At 62.7% G+C, this 23284-nt stretch carries 19 protein-coding genes; 15 read left to right on the top strand and 4 right to left on the bottom strand.

The window, feature by feature from the left end:
* Positions 1 to 53: 53 nt before the first annotated feature.
* Positions 54 to 1874 carry an IlvD/Edd family dehydratase gene (locus tag CP49_RS38130; RefSeq protein WP_057855231.1) on the bottom strand — a complete coding sequence of 607 codons (1821 nt, stop codon included), beginning with the start codon at positions 1872 to 1874 and terminating at the stop codon, positions 54 to 56.
* Between the two features lie 179 nt (positions 1875 to 2053).
* Positions 2054 to 3085 (bottom strand): HTH-type transcriptional regulator GntR, encoded by a 1032-nt coding sequence (gene gntR, locus CP49_RS38135; protein ID WP_057855232.1) that lies wholly within the window; start codon positions 3083 to 3085, stop codon positions 2054 to 2056.
* Between the two features lie 193 nt (positions 3086 to 3278).
* Between gntR and CP49_RS38140 the strand changes: the two genes are divergently transcribed.
* The 14 genes from CP49_RS38140 to CP49_RS38205 all read left to right on the top strand — a co-directional run bounded on the left by CP49_RS38140 (position 3279) and on the right by CP49_RS38205 (position 17392).
* A complete protein-coding gene (locus CP49_RS38140; protein WP_057855233.1) occupies positions 3279 to 4346 on the top strand; it encodes an ABC transporter ATP-binding protein in 1068 nt (355 codons plus the stop codon).
* A gap of 58 nt (positions 4347 to 4404) precedes the next feature.
* Positions 4405 to 5724: an ABC transporter substrate-binding protein gene (locus CP49_RS38145; protein WP_057855234.1), complete on the top strand. Its 1320-nt coding sequence runs from the start codon at positions 4405 to 4407 to the stop codon at positions 5722 to 5724.
* A 66-nt stretch (positions 5725 to 5790) separates the two neighbouring features.
* Positions 5791 to 6750 (top strand): carbohydrate ABC transporter permease, encoded by a 960-nt coding sequence (locus tag CP49_RS38150; RefSeq protein WP_057855235.1) that lies wholly within the window; start codon positions 5791 to 5793, stop codon positions 6748 to 6750.
* Positions 6743 to 7678, top strand: coding sequence for a carbohydrate ABC transporter permease (locus tag CP49_RS38155; RefSeq protein WP_057855236.1), 936 nt, complete (start codon positions 6743 to 6745; stop codon positions 7676 to 7678). Before CP49_RS38150 ends, CP49_RS38155 begins: the two co-directional genes overlap by 8 nt.
* A gap of 188 nt (positions 7679 to 7866) precedes the next feature.
* The gene (denD, locus tag CP49_RS38160; RefSeq protein ID WP_057855283.1) at positions 7867 to 8853 is read left to right on the top strand and encodes a D-erythronate dehydrogenase; all 987 of its coding nucleotides are present in this window, start codon (positions 7867 to 7869) and stop codon (positions 8851 to 8853) included.
* Between the two features lie 33 nt (positions 8854 to 8886).
* Entirely contained in the window at positions 8887 to 9834 is a 948-nt protein-coding gene (locus CP49_RS38165) for a sugar kinase (protein WP_057855237.1), read from the top strand.
* Positions 9831 to 10481, top strand: a complete 651-nt coding sequence (eda, locus tag CP49_RS38170; RefSeq protein ID WP_057855238.1) for a bifunctional 4-hydroxy-2-oxoglutarate aldolase/2-dehydro-3-deoxy-phosphogluconate aldolase — start codon at positions 9831 to 9833, stop codon at positions 10479 to 10481. The genes CP49_RS38165 and eda overlap by 4 nt, the downstream gene beginning before the upstream one ends.
* 55 nt (positions 10482 to 10536) lie before the next feature.
* The gene (locus tag CP49_RS38175) at positions 10537 to 11706 is read left to right on the top strand and encodes an acetyl-CoA acetyltransferase (RefSeq protein ID WP_057855239.1); all 1170 of its coding nucleotides are present in this window, start codon (positions 10537 to 10539) and stop codon (positions 11704 to 11706) included.
* A 172-nt stretch (positions 11707 to 11878) separates the two neighbouring features.
* Positions 11879 to 12094, top strand: a complete 216-nt coding sequence (locus tag CP49_RS38180; RefSeq protein WP_057855240.1) for a hypothetical protein — start codon at positions 11879 to 11881, stop codon at positions 12092 to 12094.
* A gap of 235 nt (positions 12095 to 12329) precedes the next feature.
* The gene (locus CP49_RS38185) at positions 12330 to 13532 is read left to right on the top strand and encodes a CaiB/BaiF CoA transferase family protein (protein WP_057855241.1); all 1203 of its coding nucleotides are present in this window, start codon (positions 12330 to 12332) and stop codon (positions 13530 to 13532) included.
* 11 nt (positions 13533 to 13543) lie between these two features.
* A complete protein-coding gene (locus CP49_RS38190; protein ID WP_057855242.1) occupies positions 13544 to 14710 on the top strand; it encodes an acyl-CoA dehydrogenase family protein in 1167 nt (388 codons plus the stop codon).
* A 145-nt stretch (positions 14711 to 14855) separates the two neighbouring features.
* Positions 14856 to 15992, top strand: a complete 1137-nt coding sequence (locus tag CP49_RS38195; RefSeq protein ID WP_057855243.1) for a thiolase family protein — start codon at positions 14856 to 14858, stop codon at positions 15990 to 15992.
* Positions 15989 to 16348 (top strand): Zn-ribbon domain-containing OB-fold protein, encoded by a 360-nt coding sequence (locus tag CP49_RS38200; protein WP_057855244.1) that lies wholly within the window; start codon positions 15989 to 15991, stop codon positions 16346 to 16348. Before CP49_RS38195 ends, CP49_RS38200 begins: the two co-directional genes overlap by 4 nt.
* Positions 16349 to 16864: 516 nt before the next feature.
* Entirely contained in the window at positions 16865 to 17392 is a 528-nt protein-coding gene (locus tag CP49_RS38205; protein ID WP_057855245.1) for a carboxymuconolactone decarboxylase family protein, read from the top strand.
* A gap of 13 nt (positions 17393 to 17405) precedes the next feature.
* On the opposite strand, the gene CP49_RS38210 is transcribed toward CP49_RS38205, so the two are convergent.
* A complete protein-coding gene (locus CP49_RS38210) occupies positions 17406 to 18662 on the bottom strand; it encodes an Hsp70 family protein (protein WP_057855246.1) in 1257 nt (418 codons plus the stop codon).
* A gap of 228 nt (positions 18663 to 18890) precedes the next feature.
* Here CP49_RS38210 and CP49_RS38215 point away from each other — a divergent pair, with 228 nt between their 5' ends.
* On the top strand, positions 18891 to 21227 hold the full coding sequence (locus tag CP49_RS38215) for a Tex family protein (protein WP_057855247.1): 2337 nt from the start codon (positions 18891 to 18893) through the stop codon (positions 21225 to 21227).
* Positions 21228 to 21408: 181 nt separating this feature from the next.
* Here CP49_RS38215 and glsA read toward each other — a convergent pair whose 3' ends face one another.
* Positions 21409 to 23268, bottom strand: a complete 1860-nt coding sequence (gene glsA / locus CP49_RS38220; RefSeq protein WP_057855248.1) for a glutaminase A — start codon at positions 23266 to 23268, stop codon at positions 21409 to 21411.
* Positions 23269 to 23284 lie beyond the last annotated feature (16 nt).

The following is a 23284-nucleotide window of genomic DNA, read 5'->3' on the forward strand; positions in this document are numbered from 1 at the left end:
TTTCCTACGCGGAGGCATGGATTGCGTCGCTTCGCTCGCAATGACGGTAGTGGCTAATGATTATCCCGCGCCACGCCGACCGTGCCGGCGATATTTTGATAGCGCGTTGCGAGCTCCATGCAGGCGCCGGTGGCCTGCTGGCCGACGGTCGAGCGATAGAGCTCCTGCCATGGCGTCTGATTGGCCGGGTAGGGGAAGCCGCCCTTGTCCTTCAGCTCGGCGCGACGCTTCTTCAATTCGTCGCTCGTGATCAGGATGTTGGCGTCGCCCTTGTTGAGGTCGATGCGAACCTTGTCGCCGGTCCGTAAGATCGCAAGCCCGCCATCGGCGGCGGCCTCCGGCGAGGCGTTGAGGATCGACGGCGAACCCGACGTGCCGGACTGCCTTCCGTCGCCGATGCAGGGCAGCGAGAGAATACCGCGTTTGATCAGCGCCGCCGGGGGCTGCATGTTGACGACCTCGGCGCCGCCGGGATAGCCGATCGGCCCGGCGCCGCGGATGAACAGCACGCAGTGCTCGTCGATATTGAGTGCGGGGTCGTCGATCCGGTTGTGATAATCCTCAGGCCCCTCGAATACGATGGCGCGGCCTTCGAACGCATTCGGGTCTTTCGGATTGACCAGGTAGCGGTCGCGGAATTCCTTCGAAATCACGCTGGTCTTCATGATCGCGGAATCGAACAGATTGCCGCGCAGCACCAGGAAGCCGGCGTCCTTCACCAGCGGCTTGTCGTAGCTCCAGATCACGTCGCCGTCGGGCTTGGGCGCCTCGCGGCAGTTCTCGCCTATGGTGCGGCCGTTGACGGTGACAGCGTCCTCGTGGATGCGCTTGTGCGCCATCAATTCACGCACCACCGCCGGCACGCCGCCGGCGCGATGATATTCCTCGCCGAGATAGAAGCCGGCCGGCTGCATGTTCACCAGCAGTGGGATGTCATGGCCATGTTTCTGCCAATCGTCGATCGAGAGCTCGACACCGATGTGCCGCGCCAGCGCGTTGATGTGGATCGGCGCGTTGGTCGAGCCGCCAATCGCCGAATTCACCACGATGCAGTTCTCGAACGCCTTGCGGGTCAGGATGTCGGAGGGTTTGAGATCCTCCCAGACCATCTCGACGATCCGTTTTCCAGTCTCATAGGCGATCTGGCCGCGCTCGCGATGCGGCGCGGGGATCGCCGCGCAGCCCGGCAGCGACATGCCCAGCGCTTCCGCGAGCGAGTTCATGGTGGAGGCGGTGCCCATGGTGTTGCAATGGCCGACCGACGGGGTCGAGGAGGCCACGAGCTCGATGAACCCGTTGTAATCGATCTCGCCCGCGGCCAGCATCTCGCGGGCTTTCCAGACGATGGTGCCCGAACCTGTGCGCTCGCCGTTGTGCCAGCCGTTCAGCATCGGGCCGCCCGAGAGCACGATCGCGGGCAGATTGACGGTCGCCGCCGCCATCAGGCAGGCCGGCGTGGTCTTGTCGCAGCCGGTGGTCAGCACCACGCCATCAAGCGGATAGCCGAACAGGATTTCGACCAGGCCGAGATAGGCGAGGTTGCGGTCGAGCGCCGCGGTCGGCCGCTTTCCGGTTTCCTGGATCGGATGTGTCGGGAATTCCATCGCGATGCCGCCGGCCGCGCGGATGCCTTCGCGCACCCGGTGTGCGAGTTCGAGATGGTGCCGGTTGCACGGCGACAGATCATTGCCGGTCTGCGCGATGCCGATGATCGGCTTGCCGGACTGCAATTCTTCGCGCGTCAGGCCGTAGTTCAGGTAGCGCTCAAGATAGAGCGCGGTCATTCCCGGATTATGCGGGTTGTCAAACCATTCGAGGGAACGCAGTCTTCGGCCTTTGCCATTGGTGGCAGTCTTGTTGTCATTCTTTTTCATTGGTTCCTCCCGCACTGCAAACTCGTGGACGGCTTAAATCACGGCGGTGATGCACCATGCTGAAAATTTCATCCGCCGCAACGCGCTTGCCTTTCCCGTCTGAGCAATCCGATCTTAGTTCGGCCAAAAGATAGCGCTACCATTTTCTGTCCATGCGCCATCCGCGGCGAAAATAGGCATCAAATACTTTGCGGAGTCGAGCTCTCGCGGACGATCAATTGAAAGCCAAGGTCGAGAACCGGTTCCTTCGGGCGACGGCCTTCGATCGCGTCGATCACCATCGTGACGGCGTGCCGGCCCATTTCATAGCGATTGGTGCGCACGCTGGTGAGTGACGGAACGGCGGAAGCCATGAATTCCAGATCGTTGAAGCCGACAATCGCCAGGTCTCCGGGAACCGATATCTGGCGGCGCTGGCATTCAAACAGCACGCCGAGCGCAAGGTCGTCGTTGACGCAGAAGACCGCGTCGATATCGGGCGCCTGGGCAAGAAGATCGGCGAACAATGTCCCGCCTAGCGTAACAGTAGTTGGTACGGAGGTGGTGACAACGAGGTTCGGATCGAACAGGGAGGCGGCTTTCATGGCATCACGATACCCTTCGAACCGCCGCTGGACGCGGGGATCCATTCGTGCGCCGAGAAATCCGATACGCCGGCATCCTTGCTCGAGAATGTGTGAGATGGCCGCAAAACCCGCATCGTAGTGCGAGAAACCGACCATCATGTCCACGGGACTGTCGCCGATTTCCATGATCTGCGTGACCGGACAATTCATGGACTCCAGAATTGCGCGCGATTCTGCAGTCTGGTTGATGCCGGTCACGATCAATCCCGCGGGCTTCTGCGCCCGGAACAGACGCAGGAGCTTCTCTTCCTGCAATATACTGTAGCGGGTATTGGCAAGCTGGATGCTGTAGCGGCTGCCTTCGGAAGAGTCGTAGACGCCGCGCAATACATCGGCGAATACGTTATTGGTGAGGGAAGGAATTACGACGCCGATGACTTCGGTGCGGTGCGAGGCGAGGGCGCGCGCGGCGAGATTGGGTACGTAGCCCAATTCCTTCACCGCGCTGTCGACGCGTTCCCGCTTGCTCAACGACAGTGCTTCGGGGTTCCTGAAAAAACGCGATGCCGTGATTGGGCTGACGCCGGCGAGCTTGGCGACCTCGGTGAGGCGGATTTTGCCAGACTTTGTCTGTTTTCGTCCCATCTTGCGCTCATATCACAACAGATTAGACGTTTGAACAATTATTGACAGCGCTACCATCGGATTGCTAAAAGCCGCCAAACTGCGGATGATGATGACGGTTGAATTCGGCTTCCGGCATTAAAGTCGAAAAGACAGCAGGGCGTCGCCGCCCACCCGTGGCGCCACAAAACAGAAGATGAGGGGAGAGAGTTCGATGTCGTCGGTACAGATTCGCGACGTGCGAAAGTCGTTCGGCAATTTTGAAGTTTTGCACGGCGTGTCGATTCCGATCGAGGATGGCGAGTTCGTCGTGCTCGTCGGCCCTTCCGGTTGCGGCAAATCGACCTTGTTGCGGATGCTCGCCGGCCTCGAAAACATCACCTCAGGCACGATTTCGATCGGCGACCGCGTGGTCAACAATGTCCAGCCCAAAGAGCGGGACATTGCCATGGTGTTCCAGAACTACGCGCTCTATCCGCATATGACGGTTGCCGACAACATGGGCTTTTCGCTCAAGCTGCGCGGCGCCAAGCCTGACGAAATCTCGAACGGCGTCAAGCGTGCCGCGGAAATCCTGGCCCTGACGCCGCTGCTCGAACGCTATCCCCGGCAATTGTCGGGCGGCCAGCGCCAGCGCGTCGCCATGGGCCGCGCCATCGTGCGCGACCCGCAGGTGTTTTTGTTCGACGAGCCGCTTTCCAACCTCGACGCCAAGCTGCGCGTCGCGATGCGCACCGAAATCAAGGAGCTACACCAGCGGCTGAAGACCACGACCGTCTACGTCACCCACGACCAGATCGAGGCCATGACCATGGCCGACAAGATCGTGGTGATGCACGACGGCATCGTCGAGCAGATGGGCACGCCACTCGAGCTCTACGACACTCCGGCCAACCAGTTCGTCGCGGGCTTCATCGGTTCGCCGGCGATGAACTTCCTCAAAGGCAAGGTGAAGTCGAACGGCAGTGCCGGGTTCGAAGGTCCGAACGGCGTCAAGCTGCCGCTGAAAACCGCGCCCGCCAATTCCGAAGGTCAGCCGGCAGTCTACGGCGTGCGGCCCGAACACTTCACCATCGCCGATGACGGCGCCGAAGCCGAGATCGTCGTGGTCGAGCCGACCGGTTCGGAAACCCAGGTCTTCGCCAAGCTTGGCGGAGAGCAGGTGGTCGCCGTGTTCCGCGAGCGGCATCAATTCAGTCCGGGCGACAAGGTTCGGCTCAAGCCGGATCCGTCGCTCGTGCATCTGTTCGACGAGACGACAGGAAAGCGACTGAATGGCTGAGCAATAACCAAAGTGGCTGAGCAATAACCAAAAAAGATATTCAAAGGGAGGATGGACCATGCACGACTTTACCCGCCGCTCTCTGCTTCAGGGTGGCACGGCGCTGGCTGCGGCCGGCGCCTTGACCGGACCGGCACTGCTCGATTTCGCCAAGGCCTGGGCTCAAGCCTCGCCCTGGAAGGCGGAGTCCGGCGCCAAGCTCACGGTGATGCGCTGGAAGCGCTTCGTGCCGGCGGAAGACGACGCCTTCAACGCCATGGTCGCCGCATTCAAGACCGCGACCGGCACCGAAATGAACGTGTTCTCGGAGTCGTTCGAGGACGTGCAGCCGAAGGCGTCCGTTGCCGCCAACACCGGCTCGGGTCTCGACCTCGCCTGGGGCCTACACACGCTGCCGCAACTGTTCCCGGCGCAAGTGCTGCAGCTAAACGACGTCGCCGACTATCTCGGCAAGAAATACGGTGGATGGACCGAAGCCGCGGCGGTGACCTGCAAGCAGGGTGACAACTGGCTCGGCATCCCGGTCGCGACCATCGGCGGCTACATGACCTACCGCAAATCGTCGGTGGAGAAGGCCGGTTTCAAGGATTTCCCGAAAGACTTCCCGGGTTTCCTCGAAATGTGCAAGGCGCTGAAGAAGAACAACACGCCGGCCGGTTTCCCGCTGGGCCACGCCTCGGGCGACGCCAATGCCTGGCTGCACTGGATCCTCTGGGGTCACGGCGCCTACACGGTCGACAAGGACAACAAGGTCATCATCAACTCGCCCGAGACCGTAAAGGCGCTCGAGTACTGCAAGGCGCTGTCCGACACCTTTATTCCCGGCGTCGCGTCGTGGAACGATTCGTCGAACAACAAGGCGTTTCTGTCGGGCGAACTGCATTGCACCGCCAACGGCATCTCGATCTATGTCGCGGCGAAGGACGATCCGACCAAGAAGGAACTCACCGAAGACACGTATCATGCGCTGTGGCCGGTCGGTCCCATCGGGAAGCCGACCGAACTGCAGCTTTGCGTGCCGATCCTGGCGTTCAAGTTCACCAAATATCCGAACGCCGCGAAGGCCTTCATCGCCTTCATGCTGGAGAAGGAAAACTACGACAAGTGGCTGATGGGCGCGCGCGGCTATCTCACCCACACGCTCAATGCCTACGATAACTCGCCGGTCTGGACCGCGGATCCGAAGAACCAGGTGTTCAGCCAGGCGAGCAAGCGCGCGCTTCCCGCGTCCGGCATCGGTACGCCGGGCGAGAAGGCGGCAACCGCGATTGCCGACTTCCTGGTGGTCGACATGTTCGCCAACTACTGCACCGGCGCCAAGGATGCCAAGACCGCGATCGCGGAAACCGAGCGGCAGTTGAAGCGCATCTATCGCTAACGAGAGCCGGAGCGGACGGCGGGTGACCGCCGTCCGCTCCATTCATTTTCAATCGGGACATCGCCCATGGCTGACATCGCAATCGCGCCACGACGCGCCAAGACGGAGATTCGCGAGGCCACCGCATGGGACCAGCTCAAGCACAACCCCAACTGGCTGGGCTTCTGGTTCATGGTGCCTGCGCTGGCGTTCCTGATCTTCTTCCTGGCCTATCCGCTGGGCCTCGGCATCTGGCTTTCGTTCACCGACACCCGCATCGGCCGCGTCGGGGCATATGTCGGGACCGAGAATTACGAGTGGCTGTGGGACGACGCGATCTTCTGGCTCTCGGTGTTCAACACGCTTCTGTACACGTTCGTCGCAAGCGCGATCAAATTCGGCATCGGGCTCTATCTGGCGCTGCTCCTGAACGAGAACATGCCGTTCAAGGCGATGCTGCGCGCGCTGGTGCTGATCCCCTTCATCGTGCCGACGGTGCTGTCGGCGCTGGCGTTCTGGTGGATCTTCGATTCTCAGTTCTCGATCATCTCATGGTCCTTGAAGCAGATGGGGCTGATCACCGAGAATATCAATTTCCTCGGCGATACGACCTGGGCGCGTATCTGCGTGATCTTCGCCAATATCTGGCGCGGCGTGCCGTTCGTCGCGATCACGCTGCTGGCCGGCCTGCAGACCGTGTCTCCGTCGCTTTACGAGGCGGCGATTCTCGATGGCGCGACCAGCTGGCAGCGATTCCGGTTCATCACCTATCCGCTGCTGACTCCGATCATCGCGGTCGTGATGACCTTCTCGGTGCTGTTCACCTTCACCGACTTCCAGTTGATCTGGGCGATGACGCGGGGTGGCCCGGTCAACGCCACTCATCTGATGGCGACCTTGTCCTACCAGCGTGCGATCATCGCTGGCCAATTGGGAGAAGGCGCGGCGATCGCAAGCGCGATGATTCCGTTCCTGCTCGCCGCGATCATGGTGTCCTGGTTCGGGCTGCAGCGCCGCAAGTGGCAGCAGGGAGAAAGCAATGACTGACCTGCCCACCTCTAGGATCGATCTCAAGGCTGTACTGCATAGCTCGGCGCCGACGATCGCGAAGGACGATCACAGCGAGGGTATGAGCTATCTGCAGTCGGTGCCCCGGCGGATGGTGACGCTCTATCTGCCGCTGTCGATCATCGTCGTCGTCCTGCTGTTCCCGTTCTACTGGATGGGACTGACGGCGATCAAACCGGACGAGCAACTGCTCGATCTCGACAGGTACAACCCGTTCTGGACGTGGAATCCGACCTTCAAGCACTTTTACAAGCTCCTGTTCGAAAGCCACTATCCGATGTGGCTCTGGAACACGATGTATGTGGCGGTCTGCGCCACCATCCTGTCGATCATTGCGAGCGTGCTCGCCGCCTATGCCATCGTTCGCCTCCGCTACAAGGGCGCCAACCTGGTCGGCGGCCTGATCTTCCTGGCCTATCTTGTGCCGCCCTCGATCCTGTTCATTCCGCTCGCCACCGTCGTGTTCCAGTACGGCCTGTTCGACTCGCCGATGGCGCTGATCCTGACCTATCCGACCATCCTGATCCCGTTCTCGACCTGGCTATTGATGGGTTACTTCAAGACCATCCCGTTCGAGCTGGAGGAATGCGCGCTGATCGACGGCGCCAGCCGCTGGCAGATACTGATCAAGATCGTGCTGCCGCTGGCGATTCCCGGCTTGATCTCGGCGTTCATCTTCTGCTTCACGCTGTGCTGGAACGAGTTCATCTACGCGCTGACCTTCCTGCAATCGACATCCAACAAGACGGTGCCGGTAGCGATCGTCAACGAATTCGTCGATGGCGATATCTATCGCTGGGGTTCGCTGATGGCGGGCGCGCTGGCGGGCTCGTTGCCGCTGGTCATTCTTTACGCCTTCTTCGTCGAGCATTATGTGTCGGCCATGACGGGAGCTGTGAAAGAGTGAGCGCCTAGGGCCCGCATCAAGAAATAGCAAAACTATCGCTGTCGTCCCTGCGAAAGCAGGGACCCATAACCACCGGCGGCAATTGTTGAGACGAAGCCGTCAACCATCCCATCTTGATTGCATCGGCCGCGGCGTATGGGTCCCGGCTCAAGGCCGGGACGACCAAGTATGAAGAGGGAGTAGGGGTCTTGCACATTCTGATTCTCGGCGCCGCCGGCATGGTGGGCCGCAAGCTGACCGAACGGTTGTTGCGCGACGGGCGCCTCGGCAAGCACGAAATCACGCGCATGACGCTGCAGGACGTGGTGGCGCCTGCCGAGCCCGCCAATGCGTCGATCCCGATTCAAGTCGTGGCTTCCGATTTTGCCGATCCCGGCGCGGCGGAGCCGCTGATCGCCGATCGGCCGGAGGTGATCTTTCATCTCGCCGCGATCGTCTCCGGCGAGGCCGAGGCCGAATTCGACAAGGGCTACCGGATCAATCTCGACGGCACACGATATCTGATCGATGCCATCCGCCATGCCGGCGGCGGCTACAAGCCGCGGCTGGTGTTCACGTCCTCGATCGCGGTGTTCGGCGCGCCGTTCCCGGAAAAGATCGGCGACGAGTTCTTCCATACGCCGCTGACGAGCTACGGCACGCAGAAATCGATCTGCGAACTCCTGATCAACGACTACACGCGCAAGGGCCTGCTGGACGGCATCTCGATCCGCCTGCCGACGATCTGCGTGCGGCCGGGCAAGCCGAACAAGGCTGCGTCCGGCTTCTTCTCCAACATCATCCGCGAGCCGTTGGCGGGCGAGGAGGCGGTGCTGCCGGTGTCCGAGGACGTACGGCACTGGCATGCCTCGCCGAAATCGGCGGTGGGCTTCCTGATGCACGCCGGCACCATGGATCTCGACGCGATGGGACCGCGGCGCAATCTCAGCATGCCCGGTATGTCGGTAACCGTCGGCGAGCAGATCGCAGCACTCGATCGCGTCGCCGGCAAGAACGTCACCGCCCGCATCAAGCGCGTGCCCGATCCGACCATCATCGGCATCGTCAGCGGTTGGCCGCGGGATTTCGACACCGCCCGCGCGCTCAAGCTCGGCTTCACCACGGCCGAGAAGACGTTTGACGACATCATCCGGATCCACATCGAGGATGAGCTCGGCGGCAAGTTTGCGGCCTGATGTGACTTTACGCTAGTTTACGCGGATGCGGTCATGACCAAAGTTGCCTGCATCGGCGAGTGCATGATCGAGCTTAAGCAGGCCCAAGGGACCCAGGCCAGCCTGTTTTCGCGCGGCTATGGCGGCGACACCCTCAATACCGCCGTCTATCTCGCCCGCCTTGGCGCCGGCACCGACTACATCACCGCGCTCGGTGATGACAGCCTCAGCGATGAGATGATCGCCGGTTGGGCTGCGGAAGGGGTCGGGACGACACGGGTGGCGCGGCTGCCGGGCAAGCTGCCGGGTCTCTACATGATCCAGACCGACGACAAGGGCGAGCGCCGGTTCTTTCACTGGCGCGACAGCGCCGCCGCGCGCAGCCTGATGGATTTGCCGCAGACGCCGGAGATCCTGGGTTCGCTGGCTACCTATGAGATGATCTATCTCTCGGCGATCACGCTGTCGCTTTATGGCGAGGAGGGACGGGCGCGGCTGTTCGCGGCCCTCAAGCGCGCGCGTGAAGCCGGGGCGCGGCTTGCCTTCGACACCAATTTCCGCGCCCGCGGTTGGCCCGATCTCGACGTCGCGCGCGCCGTTTATCACGATGCCTTCGAACTTGCCGATATCGTGCTGGCTTCGACGGAGGACCTGCTGCCGCTCTATCCCGGCGAAAGCAATGAAGCCTTGCTGGCGCAGATTCCAGGCAACGAGGTGGTTCTAAAATTGTCCGAACCCGCGAGCATTCTGCGGCTGGCGGGCGTTTCGCACCAGATCAGGGCTGAGCCGCTAAAGGCGCCCGTCGTCGACACCACCGCGGCCGGCGACAGTTTTGCCGCGGCCTATGTTGCCGCGCGGCTTGCGGGCGCGGACCCGAAGGAAGCCGCCCGCGCGGGGCATCGTCTGGCCGGCGTTGTGGTATGTCATGCCGGGGCGATCATCCCGCGTGCGGCGATGCCGCCCGGACTCATTCCCACTACCTCTGGCAAGGCATCTCCATGACCGCAACCACAAGGCAGGAACAACTCGCCGCCATCTTCAAGTCCGCGACGGTGATCCCCGTGCTCACCATCGATCGGCTGGAGGACGCGGTGCCGCTGGCCCGCGCGCTGGTTGCAGGCAGGGTGCGCGTGCTGGAAGTCACCCTGCGAACGCCGGTCGCCGCAGACGCCGCCAAGGCCATGATCGCAGAGGTGCCGGAAGCCATCGTCGGCATCGGTACAATTTTAAATGCCGACGATCTCGCAAGGGCGAGGGCGCTCGGGGCCAAATTCGGCATTAGCCCCGGCGCGACGCCGGAGCTTTTGAAGGCCGCCGCCGCAAGCGACCTGCCGTTTGCGCCTGGGATCGCGACCGCTTCCGAGCTGATGCAGGCGCTGGCGGCCGGCTTCGATCTGGTGAAATTCTTCCCCGCCGAGCAGGCCGGCGGTATCAAGGCACTTCGGGCGCTGGCGGGGCCGTTTCCGAGTATCAGGGTTTGCCCGACCGGCGGCATCGGCGAGGCCAATGCCGCGACCTGGCTGGCAGAGCCGAACGTGGTGGCGGTGGGCGGTTCCTGGCTGTGCCCGCCGGCCGACATCCGGTCCGGCAACTGGGCCGGCATAACCGCCATGTGCGTGCGGACCCTGAAATCGCTGAAACCGGCGTGAAGTCTTTTCCCCGATAGGCTACAAATTGGTCGGAACCGGAACAAGGAGAACGACCATGACAGCCAGCATTGTGGGGTGGGCGCACACGCCATTCGGCAAGTTCGACGCGGAAACCGTCGAAAGCCTCGTGGTCAAGGTGGCGACCGACGCGCTGGCCGACGCCGGCATTTCTGCCGAAGACGTCGACGAGATCGTGCTCGGCCATTTCAACGCTGGTTTCTCGCCGCAGGATTTCACGGCCTCGCTGGTGCTCCAGGCCGACCCCAAACTGCGCTTCAAGCCGGCCACCCGGGTCGAGAACGCCTGCGCCACCGGTTCGGCGGCGGTGCATCAGGGTATCAGGGCGATCGCCTCGGGCGCGGCGAAGATTGTGCTGGTGGTCGGCGTCGAACAGATGACGCGGACGCCCTCGGCCGATATCGGGCGTTACCTCCTGAAGGCATCCTATTTGCCCGAGGACGGCGACACCGTCGGCGGCTTTGCCGGGGTGTTCGGCAAGATCGCGCAAAGCTATTTCCAGAAATATGGCGACCAGTCGGACGCGCTGGCGATGATCGCTGCCAAGAACCATAAGAACGGCGTTGCCAACCCCTATGCGCAGTTGCGCAAGGACTTCGGCTATGAGTTTTGCCGGGCCGAGAGCGAGAAGAACCCGTTCGTGGCCGGTCCGCTGAAGCGCACCGATTGCTCGCTGGTGTCGGATGGCGCGGCGGCCCTGGTGCTGACGGATTCGGAAACCGCGAAGACCATGGGCAAGGCGGTGAACTTCCGCGCCACCGCGCATGCGCAGGATTTCCTGCCGATGTCCAAGCGCGACATCCTGCAGTTCGAAGGCTGCACCGTCGCCTGGCAGCGCGCGCTGGCGCAGGCCGGCGTGCAGCTCTCCGATCTCTCCTTTGTCGAAACCCATGACTGCTTCACCGTCGCCGAACTGATCGAATATGAGGCAATGGGCCTGACGCCGCGCGGGCAGGGCGCCCGCGCCATCAAGGAAGGCTGGACCCAGAAAGACGGCAAGCTGCCGATCAATCCATCCGGCGGATTGAAGGCCAAAGGCCACCCGATCGGCGCCACCGGCGTCTCCATGCACGTGATGAGCGCGATGCAGCTCGTCGGCCAGGCGCCCGAGGGCATGCAGCTCAAGAATGCCAAGCTCGCCGGCATCTTCAACATGGGCGGTGCGGCGGTGGCTAACTACGTCTCCGTGCTGGAACCTGCGAAGTAGCCGCGAAACGTGCTATCGTAGCTACCATAGGGTGGGCAAAGGCGCGCTAGCGCCGGTGCCCACCATGAGTGCCGCGCGATGAGACTGGTGGGCACGCGGAGCCTGTCATCGGGCGCGCATTTCGCGCGACCCGGTGGCTTTGCCCACCCTACAATTTTCCGGAGCGTGCATCATGGGTAACGAAAGTTCGCTGTCGCTGGCAGAGCTCAACAGCCGGATCAGGATTCTGGAAGACAATATCCGGCAGTTGATCGAACAGGCTGCCGCCGCCTCCGGCGAACGGAACGAAGCGCGCATCGCAGACCGCCTCAGCCAGCAGAATGAAGAGCTGGAACGCCTGACCCGGGAGCGCGACGCGAGATCCCAGAACGAGCCGCCGAAGAAATAGCCGCTACATGCATCGACCATCGTCGTCCCTGCGAACGCATGCGAACGCAGGGACCCATAGCCACAGGCATTAATTGTAGGTGACTCATCGCTCAACGGAAGGGCCGCGGCGTATTTCGGAGGGACGACATCGGTTGTTGGTCTCCAGCGCATACGTCCATACGCTCGGCGCGCTTGATCTTCCCAACCCGCTGCCGTTACTTGGCCGGAACGACAATCCGGGAGCGAATTGACCCATGGGACCATTGGAGGGCATCAAGGTCATCGACATGACGACCGTGCTGATGGGGCCCTATGCCACCCAGATGCTCGGCGATTACGGCGCTGACGTCATCAAGGTGGAATCGCTCGATGGCGACGTGACTCGGCAGATCGGGCCGACCCGCCATCCCGGCATGGGACCGGTGTTCCTCAACACCAACCGCAGCAAACGCTCGATTTGTCTCGATTTGAAGAAGCCCGCCGGGCGGGACGCCGTGTTGCGGCTGATCAAATCCGCCGACGTGCTGGTCTACAACGTGCGCCCGCAGGCAATGGCGCGGCTGAATCTCGGTTACGACGTGGTGTCGAAAATCAACCCGCGGCTGATCTATGCCGGCGTGTTCGGCTTCGGCCAGGACGGTCCCTATGCGGCAAAGCCTGCCTACGACGATCTGATCCAGGGCGCGACGGCACTGCCGGCGCTGATGGCGCAGACCGCCGATGGCGTGCCGCGCTATGTGCCTAATGCGCTGGTCGACCGCATCGTCGGACTGACGGCCGTGGGCGCGATCTGCGCCAGCCTCGTCGATCGCAACTGTACTGGACGCGGCCAGCGCGTCGATATCCCGATGTTCGAAACCATGGCCGGTTTCGTGATGGGCGACCACATGGGCGGTCTCACCTATGAGCCGCCGCTCGACAAGGGCGGCTATGCCCGGCATCTGTCGCCGGACCGGCGCCCCTACAAGACCTCCGACGGCTACATCTGCGTGATCGTCTATAACGACAAGCAGTGGCAGAATTTCTTCGATGCAACGGGGCGAGACGACCTCCGCGTCCATCCGAACTTTTCAACTTTCGCTGGCCGCGCGATCAATATCGATGCGGTCTATGCCGAACTGGCGCGCATCCTTGAGACCAAAACAACGGCCGAATGGAGCGACATCCTGGAGAAGGCCGATGTGCCTGTTATGCCGATGCACGACCTCGAAAGCCTGCTCGGCGATCCCCACATCGTAGCGACCGATTTCTTCCCGGTGGTCGATCATCCGACCGAGGGCCGTATCCGTAACATGAGGCCATCGGCGCGATTTTCGGAAACGCCGGTTGAAACGAAGCGGCTGGCCCCGCGCCTGAGCGAGCACGGCGCGGAAATTCTCCAGGAAGCCGGCTTTTCATCGGATGAGATCGCAGCGCTGGTGCGCGATGGCGTCACCAAGGCCGCGTTAAACACGTAAGGATAGGATAGATGGATTTTGCGCTGTCGGCCAACCAGGAATCGATCCGCGACGCAGTCGGGAAAATCTGTTCGCGCTTCGACGATGCCTATTGGCTGAAGAAGGACAAGGAAGGCGGCTACCCCGCCGACTTCCACCGCGCTCTGGCGGACGCCGGCTGGCTCGGCATCTGCATCCCCGAGGAATATGGCGGGTCGGGGCTAGGCATCACCGACGCTGCGATCATGATGCGGACGATTGCGGAATCGGGGGCCGGCATGTCCGGCGCATCCGCCGTGCATATGAACGTGTTCGGGCTCAATCCCGTCGTCGTGTTCGGCACCAGGGAGCAATGCACGCGCATGCTGCCGCCGATCATTGACGGTCGCGACAAGTCATGTTTCGCGGTGACCGAACCCAATACCGGGCTGAACACGACGCAACTGAAAACCCGCGCGGTGCGCAAGGGGGACAAATACATCGTCAATGGCCAGAAGGTCTGGATTTCCACCGCCCAGGTCGCCAACAAGATTTTGCTGCTCGCACGCACCACACCGATCGAGGAAGTGAAGAATCCGACCCACGGGCTCAGCCTGTTCTACACGGATTTCGACAAGCAGCGTGTCACCGTGCACGAGATCGAAAAGATGGGCCGCAAGCCCGTCGATTCCAACGAATTGTTCTTCGAGAATTTCGAGATCCCGGTCGAGGATCGCTTGGGCGAAGAAGGCCGTGGCTTCGAATATATTCTGCACGGCATGAATCCCGAGCGCATCCTGATCGCGGCGGAAGCGGTGGGGCTGGGTCAGGTCGCGCTGTCGCGGGCCTCGGCCTACGCGAAGAACCGCATCGTGTTCAATCGCCCGATCGGCATGAACCAGGGTATCCAGCATCCGCTGGCGAAGAACTGGATGGAGCTGGAAGCGGCATGGCTGATGGTGCTCTCGGCCGGCTGGCAATATGACCAGGGCATGCAGTGCGGGCCGGCCGCCAACGCCGCAAAATATCTTGCCGCCGAGGCCGGCTTCCACGCCTGCGAACAGGCAGTAATGACGCATGGCGGATTCGGATATGCCAAGGAGTATCACGTCGAGCGCTACTTGCGGGAATCCCTGATCCCGCGCATCGCCCCGATCAGCCCGCAACTCATTCTAAGCTTTATCGCCGAGAAGGTACTGGGTCTGCCGAAGTCGTATTGAACATGAGACTGTGCTCTCAAATCGTCGTTCCGGGGCGATGCGAAGCATCGAACTATGGTGCGCAATTGCGCACCGGAGAACCTCGAGATTCCGGGTTCGCGTCTTCGACGCGCCCCGGAATGACCGTGAGGGAGGCGGCACTGCCATGAGCTTCATCACCGGCGTCGGACTAACCTCCTACGGCAAGCACGAAGGCTCGTCCTCGCTCGATCTCATGAGCAAGGCGGCCGAGCTTGCCATTGCCGATGCCGGGCTGAAGCGATCGGAGATCGACGGGATTCTCTGCGGCTATTCGACCGTCTCGCCGCACATCATGCTGGCAACCGTGTTCGCCGAGCATTTTGGCATTCAGCCATCCTACGCACACGCCGTGCAGGTCGGCGGCGCCACCGGACTCGCCATGACCATGCTCGCGCATCATCTGGTCGACGCCGGCGTCGCAAAGCATGTGCTGGTGGTCGGCGGCGAAAACCGTCTCACTGGGCAGAGCCGCGACGCCTCGATCCAGGCGCTGGCGCAGGTCGGCCATCCCGACTACGAGGTGACCTTGGGACCGACGATCCCCGCTTATTACGGCCTCGTCGCGTCGCGCTACATGCACGAGTATGGCGTCACCCAGGAGGACCTCGCCGAATTCGCGGTGCTGATGCGCGCCCATGCCTTGACCCATCCGGGAGCGCAGTTCCACGAGCCGATCACCGTCGCCGATGTGATGGCCTCAAAGCCGGTGGCGATGCCGCTCAAATTGCTGGACTGCTGCCCGGTGTCCGATGGTGGCGCGGCGTTCGTGGTCAGCCGCGAGCCGACCGGTGCGACCGGCATTCGCGTGCGTGGTTGTGCGCAGACGCATACCCATCAGCACGTCACGGCCGCGCCGCGTTTAAGCGAACTCGGCGCCGAGATCGCGATCGCCAAGGCGAAGGCAGCATCCGGCGTCGCGATATCGGATGTGCGTTACGCCGCTGTCTATGACAGTTTCACCATTACGCTCGCGATGCTGCTGGAAGACCTCGGCCTCGCCGGGCGCGGCGAAGCGGCCGCACGGGTGCGGGCAGGGCATTTTGGCCGCGACGGCGCCATGCCGCTCAATACCCATGGCGGGCTCTTGAGCTACGGCCATTGCGGCGTCGGCGGCGCGATGGCGCATCTGGTCGAGACGCATTTGCAGATGACGGAGCGTGCCGGTCCCCGGCAGGTCCGCGATGCCTCGATCGCGCTGTTGCATGGCGACGGCGGCGTGCTGTCGTCGCATGTCAGCATGTTTCTGGAGCGGGTGCGATGACCGATAGAATCGCCGACTGGACTAAAGGTGCCGAGGCCATCGTCTATCAATCCTGCGCTGCTTGCGGGAACGTGCAGTATTTCCACCGCAGCTTCTGCGCCGCCTGTGGTGCACCGGATCCGGCTGAGAAGCGTGCCGGCGGAGCAGCGACGGTCTATGCGACCTCGCTGGTATGCCGTGCCGCGACGCCGGAAACCCGCGCGCACGTTCCCTACAACATTGTGCTGGTCGATGCGGCCGACGGCTTTCGCATGATGGCCCATGGTGCCGAAGATCTCGCCATTGGCGATGAAGTCACCGCAAGCTATCGGCCGTTTGCGGGAAAGCTGATCCCGTATTTCGAGAAAACGAAGTGAGCCTCAGGCACAATGCTTACGCAGCGAAGCAACCCAGAATTACGCGGAACAGGTGAAATATCTGAGTGCTTCGACGCGTCAACATTCAGTGCCAGTAGAACACAACGCTGGCGATGACGAGCATCGCTGTTACCGCCAGCATCTGCGCAAGCGCTTCCGAGGCCGCCTTCCTGGTGGCTTCCTTCATGCCTAACTCCCTAGACTTGGGCATGAGTCATCCCTGCCCGTGAAGGCCTGATGAGCTCAGTTTGGTTTTACTCGGAACACCCCGCGACGAGTATTCGCTCTTTTGAGTCCCCACTCAGCGAATATCGACAGTCCTGAGAATCGACCAGCATTGAGGCGGCAATTTGGCTCGCTCGCAGCCGGTTTGTGCACGAGAGAGGGAGTTTTTTGGAGCGGGTCGAACGGCCTGGGCGCAGGCTTCAGCCTCGTTTCGGCGGTTGATCGGCTCCCTGCTGCGGTGCATGATCTCTCTGTCAACAAATCAGAAAATCCAAAACCCCAAGGTGATGAATGGCCCGCGTCGACTATAGCGATCCCGCCAAGCACAATGAGCGCACCCGCGAATTGCTGGGCAAAAACCGCAATGCGAACATCTTCCGCATGATGGCGCATTCGCCGAGCTACCTCGAACAATACTGCCGGCTCGGCGGGGCTATCAGGCACAAGGGCGAGCTGGACCCGATCGTGCGGGAGCTCGCCATCACCCGCACCGGCATCCTGTGCGAGGCGCCCTACGAAATCGTCGCCCACAAGCGGATCGGCAAGAACGTCGGCGTCACCGACGAGCAGAACGAGGCGCTGGAGAATTGGGAAAAGGCGACATGCTTCGACGAAGTGCAGCGCGCCGCGCTCGCCTTCACCGATGAAATCGTCAAGCTTCACAAGCCGACGGATGCGACCTTCAACGCCATTGCCGCCAAACTGACTCCGGCCGCGCTCGTCGAGCTGCAGCTCTCGGTCGGATTCTACATCATGACGTCGAAGTTTCTGGAAACCTTTGCCATAGACCTGCAGCCGGTGACGGAAGTGGTCGGCTGACCGGCGTTCGTTCTCAGCTCAAAGGCCCGTACCGTCGCAGCGCCTCCAGCGTCAATCCTTTGCCGACGGCGCCGAAGATGTCACCTTCGACGATGCGGGCCGACGGCACGGCTTTGGTAATCGCCATGTGCACGTGGGCGAGTTTCACCGATCCGCCGGTCAGGAACACGGAATCGATGGCGCCGGCAGTCAATCCCGCCTGAACGAGACAGTTCTTGATGCGCGCCGATATGCGATCCGCCAACTGTTTTGTATGGCTGACGAGATCGGGCCGGCCGATGGCCGCGCTGAGTCCCGGGGCAACCCATTCCAGCGGGATTTCCGACCGGCGCTGCTCGGACAGCGCGATCTTGGCATCTTCGACTTCCATGGCCAGCGTGTGGCCGCGCTGTTCGTGAACCACGCGCATCAGCCGGTCGAGAAGTTCCGGCTCGGCAGCCTCCTGCCGCACCTGGCGGATATCGGCAAGCACCCGCGGTTCATACATGCGGTTGATGTTGGACCAGGTCGCGAGGTCGTGGAAGTAGCTCGACGGCACGTCAAGCCCCGGCCGCTTCATGGCGCTGCCGAAGCCGAACAGCGGCATGACCACGCCGAGGCTGAGCTGACGGTCGAAATCGGTGCCGCCGACGCGCACGCCGTCATTGGCAAGAATATCGGCCGCGCGATCGGCCTTGCCGTGGCGCTCGGGCCCGAGACGCACGATCGAAAAGTCGGACGTGCCGCCACCGATATCGGCGATTAGTGCTACTTCCTCGGACGCGATCTGTCGCTCATAGTCGAGCGCCGCCGCGATCGGCTCGAACTGGAACGTTACGGCCTCGAATCCGATTCCCTGCGCAATCGTACGCAGGGTCTCTTCCGCCTTGCGGTCGGCGTCCGGTGCGTTGTCGACGAAGTGTACGGGACGGCCATGGACAACGTTGCGCAGTTGGCGGCCGGTCGCCTGTTCCGCGCGGCGTTTCACCGCGCCGAGGTAATAGGCAATCACATCGCGAAAACTGACCCGCGCGCGTCCGAGCCGCGTGGTTTCGTCGATCAGGGAGGTTCCGAGCACCGATTTGAGGCTGCGCAACAGACGGCCGGGAACGCCCTCGACATAGGCTTCCACGGCCCTGCGGCCGATCTGGACGCCACTATCAGCCTCATAGAAGATTGCGCTCGGAATCGCGGTCTGCGCCGCCTCCAGCGTCGCCAGAACCGGGGCTCGGCCCTCGATGGTGCCGAGCGTCGTGTTTGACGTTCCAAAATCAAGGCCGCAGATCGACATGGGTGCTCCGGGGAAAGGAGCGTCCGTTTACACACTGCAACGCCATCGATCCACCCTTATCTCGCCGTCTGATCCGGCCGCTCTTTGGTCCGAATTAAGTTGCCGGGTGGGGCCATCCACAGATCAATTTGTTTCGTTTGGCGGGTTGGCAAATCAATCCGAGATGGTCCATAAGCTGCGTCCCCGCGGTGGATCCGCCCGCCGCAAACGGCTTTGGAAAGAGGTCGCGTGGCAAATATCAATCGACAGATTGCGCAAGAACTTGGCGTTCGCGAAGAACAGATCGCGGCGACGGTCGAACTGCTGGACGGCGGTGCTACCGTCCCGTTCGTGGCGCGCTACCGCAAGGAAATCACCGGCGGGCTCGACGACACCCAACTGCGCAACCTGGAAGAGCGCCTGACCTATTTGCGCGAGCTCGAAGAGCGCCGGACAGCGATCCTCAATTCGGTCCGCGAGCAGGGCAAGCTCGACGCCGCGCTGGAAGCGGCGATCATGGCGGCCGACAGCAAGGGGCGCCTGGAAGACATCTATTTGCCGTTCAAGCCGAAGCGCCGCACCAAGGCCGAGATTGCCAAGGAAGCCGGCCTCGAACCGCTGTCAGAGCTGTTGCTGACGCAGCCGCAGAACGATCCGCAAGTCGTCGCCGCCGGTTTCGTCAATGCCGAGAAGCAGGTGGCGGACGTCGCCGCCGCGCTCGAGGGCGCGCGGGCGATTCTGGTGGAGCGATTCGCCGAAGACGCCGACCTGATCGGGAAGCTGCGCGAAGAAATGTGGTCGAACGGGGTGATGGTTTCGGCCGTGCGCAAGGGCAAGAAGATCGAAGGCGAGAAGTTCAAGGATTATTTCGACTACAACGGCGCCCTCCACAAGCTGCCGTCGCACCGCATTCTCGCGCTGTTTCGCGGCGAGAAGGAAGAAATCCTCGAGCTGCAGATATTGCCCGATGCGCAAGCCCCGGTCGCCAACGTGCCGAGCGCATATGAATTGAAGATCATGCAGCGCTTCCTCATTTCCGATCAGGGCCGCCCGGGCGACCGCTGGCTGATCGAGACCGCGCGCTGGGCGTGGCGCACCAAGATCCAGGTGCACCTCAATATCGACCTGCGGATGAGGCTTTGGACCGCGGCGGAAACCGAGGGCGTGCGGGTGTTCGCCTCGAATTTGCGCGACCTGCTGCTGGCGGCGCCGGCTGGCGCGCGCGTGACCATGGGGCTCGATCCCGGCTATCGCTCCGGCGTGAAGGTCGCCGTCGTCGACGCCACCGGCAAGGTGGTGGCGACCACCACGGTGTATCCGCACGAACCGCAGCGGCAATGGGACGCGACATTGGCGACGCTGGGCAAGCTCGCGGTCGCCCACCGCGTCGATCTCATTGCAATCGGCAACGGCACCGCTTCGCGCGAGACCGACAAGCTCGCAACCGAGCTGGTCAAGCTGCTGCCGGACCTGAAGATGTCGAAGATCGTGGTGTCGGAGGCCGGCGCGTCGGTCTACTCCGCCTCGGCGTTTGCGTCCGAGGAACTGCCGGAGCTCGACGTCACCCTGCGCGGCGCGGTCTCGATTGCGCGGCGCCTGCAGGACCCGCTTGCCGAACTCGTCAAGATTGATCCGAAGGCGATCGGTGTCGGGCAGTATCAGCACGATCTCGGCGAAACCAAGCTGGCGCGCTCGCTCGATGCCGTGGTCGAAGACTGTGTGAACGCTGTCGGCGTCGATGCCAACACGGCTTCCGCGCCGCTGCTGGCGCGGGTGTCGGGCATCGGCGCGGGGCTTGCGCAGAGCATCGTGCAGCACCGCGACGCCAATGGGCCGTTCAAGTCGCGCAAGGCGCTGAAGGAAGTGCCGCGGCTGGGGCCAAAGGCATTCGAGCAGTGCGCCGGATTCCTGCGCATCAACGGTGGTGAAGACCCGCTCGACTCGTCCGGCGTGCACCCCGAAGCCTATCCGGTGGTGCGGCGAATTCTCGCCGCGACCAAGAGCGACATCAAGGCGCTGATCGGCAACGCCGATGTGGTGCGCCAGTTGAAGCCACAGGCCTTTGTCGACGAAACGTTTGGGCTGCCGACGGTGACCGATATCCTGCGCGAGCTGGAAAAGCCCGGCCGTGACCCGCGCCCGGCGTTCAAGGCCGCGGTGTTCAAGGAAGGCGTCGAGGAAATCAAGGACCTCAAGCGCGGCATGATTCTCGAAGGCACGGTCACCAATGTCGCGGCGTTCGGTGCCTTCGTCGATATCGGCGTGCATCAGGACGGACTGGTGCACATCTCGGCGATGTCGAAGACCTTCATCAGGGACCCGCGCGAGGTGGTGAAGCCGGGCGATATCGTCAAGGTCAAGGTGCTGGAGGTCGAGGTCGCCCGCAAGCGCATCGCGCTGACGCTGCGGCTGGATGATGAGGTCGGCGCCAAGGGCCCCAAGCTGTCGGACAGCAAGATGCGCGAGTATTCCAAGGCATCGATGACGTCGTCCGCGCCGCGCAAGGCGCAGGAGCAGGGCGGCGCGCTTGCCGAAGCCCTGCGGCGTGCCGCCGAGAAGAACGGGCGGGGCAAGGCGGGGACGTAACGCAGGAGAACGCTGCTTGGCGTTCCCCGGATGCTGCGTAGCCATGAGCGCGTTCACGCACGTCTTCGACACGCCATGGCGGTGCGCTGCTGATCCGGGGGCCAATGCTGCGGCGATGGGGCCCGGCTCTGCGGAGCAGCGTTGCACGCTGCGCCGCGTCCGGGACACGGGGAGCCCAGCCCTAGCCTGACGTCAACAGATTCAGCTTGGCGTTGGCGAGGATCAGGCGGTCGGCCAGCAATTGCGCGAGGTTGCGCATGATGCGCTCGCCGGCGCGTGGATGCTGCTTTCGAAAACGTTCGAAATCGCGGAGCGGGATTTCGTAGGCCGTCGCAGCCATATCGGCCAGCACATCGGCTGAGCGGCGCGGCTCCAGCAGCGCCATCTCGCCGAACGGCATGCCCGCGGTCAGCGTCGCCAGCCTGATCCCATCGGGCAGGGTGACGTGCACCACGCCGCTTCTGAGAAAGAACAGCGAAGTGGCGGCGTCGCCGGCGGCGATGATTTTCTCGCTCGCTTGGTAGCTCTTGATGGCGGCGAGTGAGGCCAGATCGGCCAATTCCTCAACCGTCAGCCCTGACAGCAGCGCCTGTTCGGACAGCTCGGTCGCCTCGAAGAAATCGATCGCGCCGCCATAGCGATAGACCACCTGGTCTTCCGCCCATTCGATCGCAGCGTCGAGCAAATAGTAGTTGCGGATGTTGGTGAGACCTTCCGTCCAATCCGCGAGCATCTTCCAGTCCGGCGACGACCGCCTGATGCCGGACAAGATCACGGTGATGTGGTACGCGGCCAACTCGCGGAATTCCTCGGCGAGGAGACGGGCGCCGGCGCGGGTCATGGCGGTGACGCGGCGCAGGTCGAAAATCACGAGTTGCGGACGCGGCTTGGCTGCGAGCTGGCGCGAGACGTAATCGACGTTGGAAAACGACAGCGTTCCCACCAGCTCGATGATGCGGACGTCCTGGTGATGGGCGGCGAGGATGCTCTGTTCCTGCGCGCGCCGCACCCGCCGCGACGGGCTGTTGCCGATATCGTAATCGGCGATGATGCTGTTGCGCGCGTCGTCGCTGCGGTTGAGCATATGCAGGTCGTAATGCGCCGACAGCGCCTCGCAGACCTTGATGCCGCGCACGCTGTTGCCGTGCTTGTCGAGTTTCGGCGAATAGCTGCCGAGCCCGAGCCGGGCCGGGAGCGCGGCGAGGATGCCGCCGCCAACGCCGCTCTTGGCGGGGATTCCGATCCGGTAGATCCATTCCCCGGCGTAATCGTACATGCCGGAACTGGTCATGACGGAAAGCGTACGCGAGATGGCGTAGGCGCTCGTCACCTGTTCGCCGGTCACCGGATTGATGCCGCGATTGGCGAGGGTGGCCGCCATCACCGCGATGTCGCGTGCCGTCACCAGGATCGCGCATTGCCGGAAATAGACTTCCAGCACGGCAGCCACGTTGTCCCGGATCACGGCATTGGTGCGCAGGAGATAGCCGATTGCCCGGTTGCGGTCGCCGGTGGTGCTTTCGGAGGCGTAGACGGCGTCGTCGACGTCGAGTTCGCGTCCGGCAAACCGGCCCAGCGCCTGCCTGATATATTCGAACGCGGCGTCGCCCTTGGCCTCATGGATCAAGCCGGAGCAGGCGATCGCGCCGGCATTCACCATGGGGTTGAAGGGATGGTTTTCGGCGTTAAGCCGGATCGAGTTGAAGGGATCGCCCGAGGGCTCGACGCCGATGACGCTTTCGACCCGTGCTGCACCCAACGTATCGAGCGCCAGCGCGAACACGAAGGGTTTTGACATCGACTGGATGGTGAAGGGGATCTGGGTGTCGCCGACCTCGTAGACATGGCCGTCGAGCGTGGCGAGGCTGATGCCGAAATGGTCAGGGTCGGCCTTGCCGAGCTCGGGGATGTAATCGGCGACCGCGCCGCTGGTCTCGGGCGCGAATTCCACGTGACAGGCGTTCAGGAACCGCAGCAAGGGCGGCTTCGAACTGATCCAGGCTGCGGGACCGGTTGTGACCGGAGGAGGCGATTGTTTCATCGCCTCCTCTTGTGCA

Origin of the sequence: Bradyrhizobium valentinum, assembly GCF_001440405.1 — a bacterium.
Classification (GTDB): Bacteria; Pseudomonadota; Alphaproteobacteria; order Rhizobiales; family Xanthobacteraceae; genus Bradyrhizobium; species Bradyrhizobium valentinum.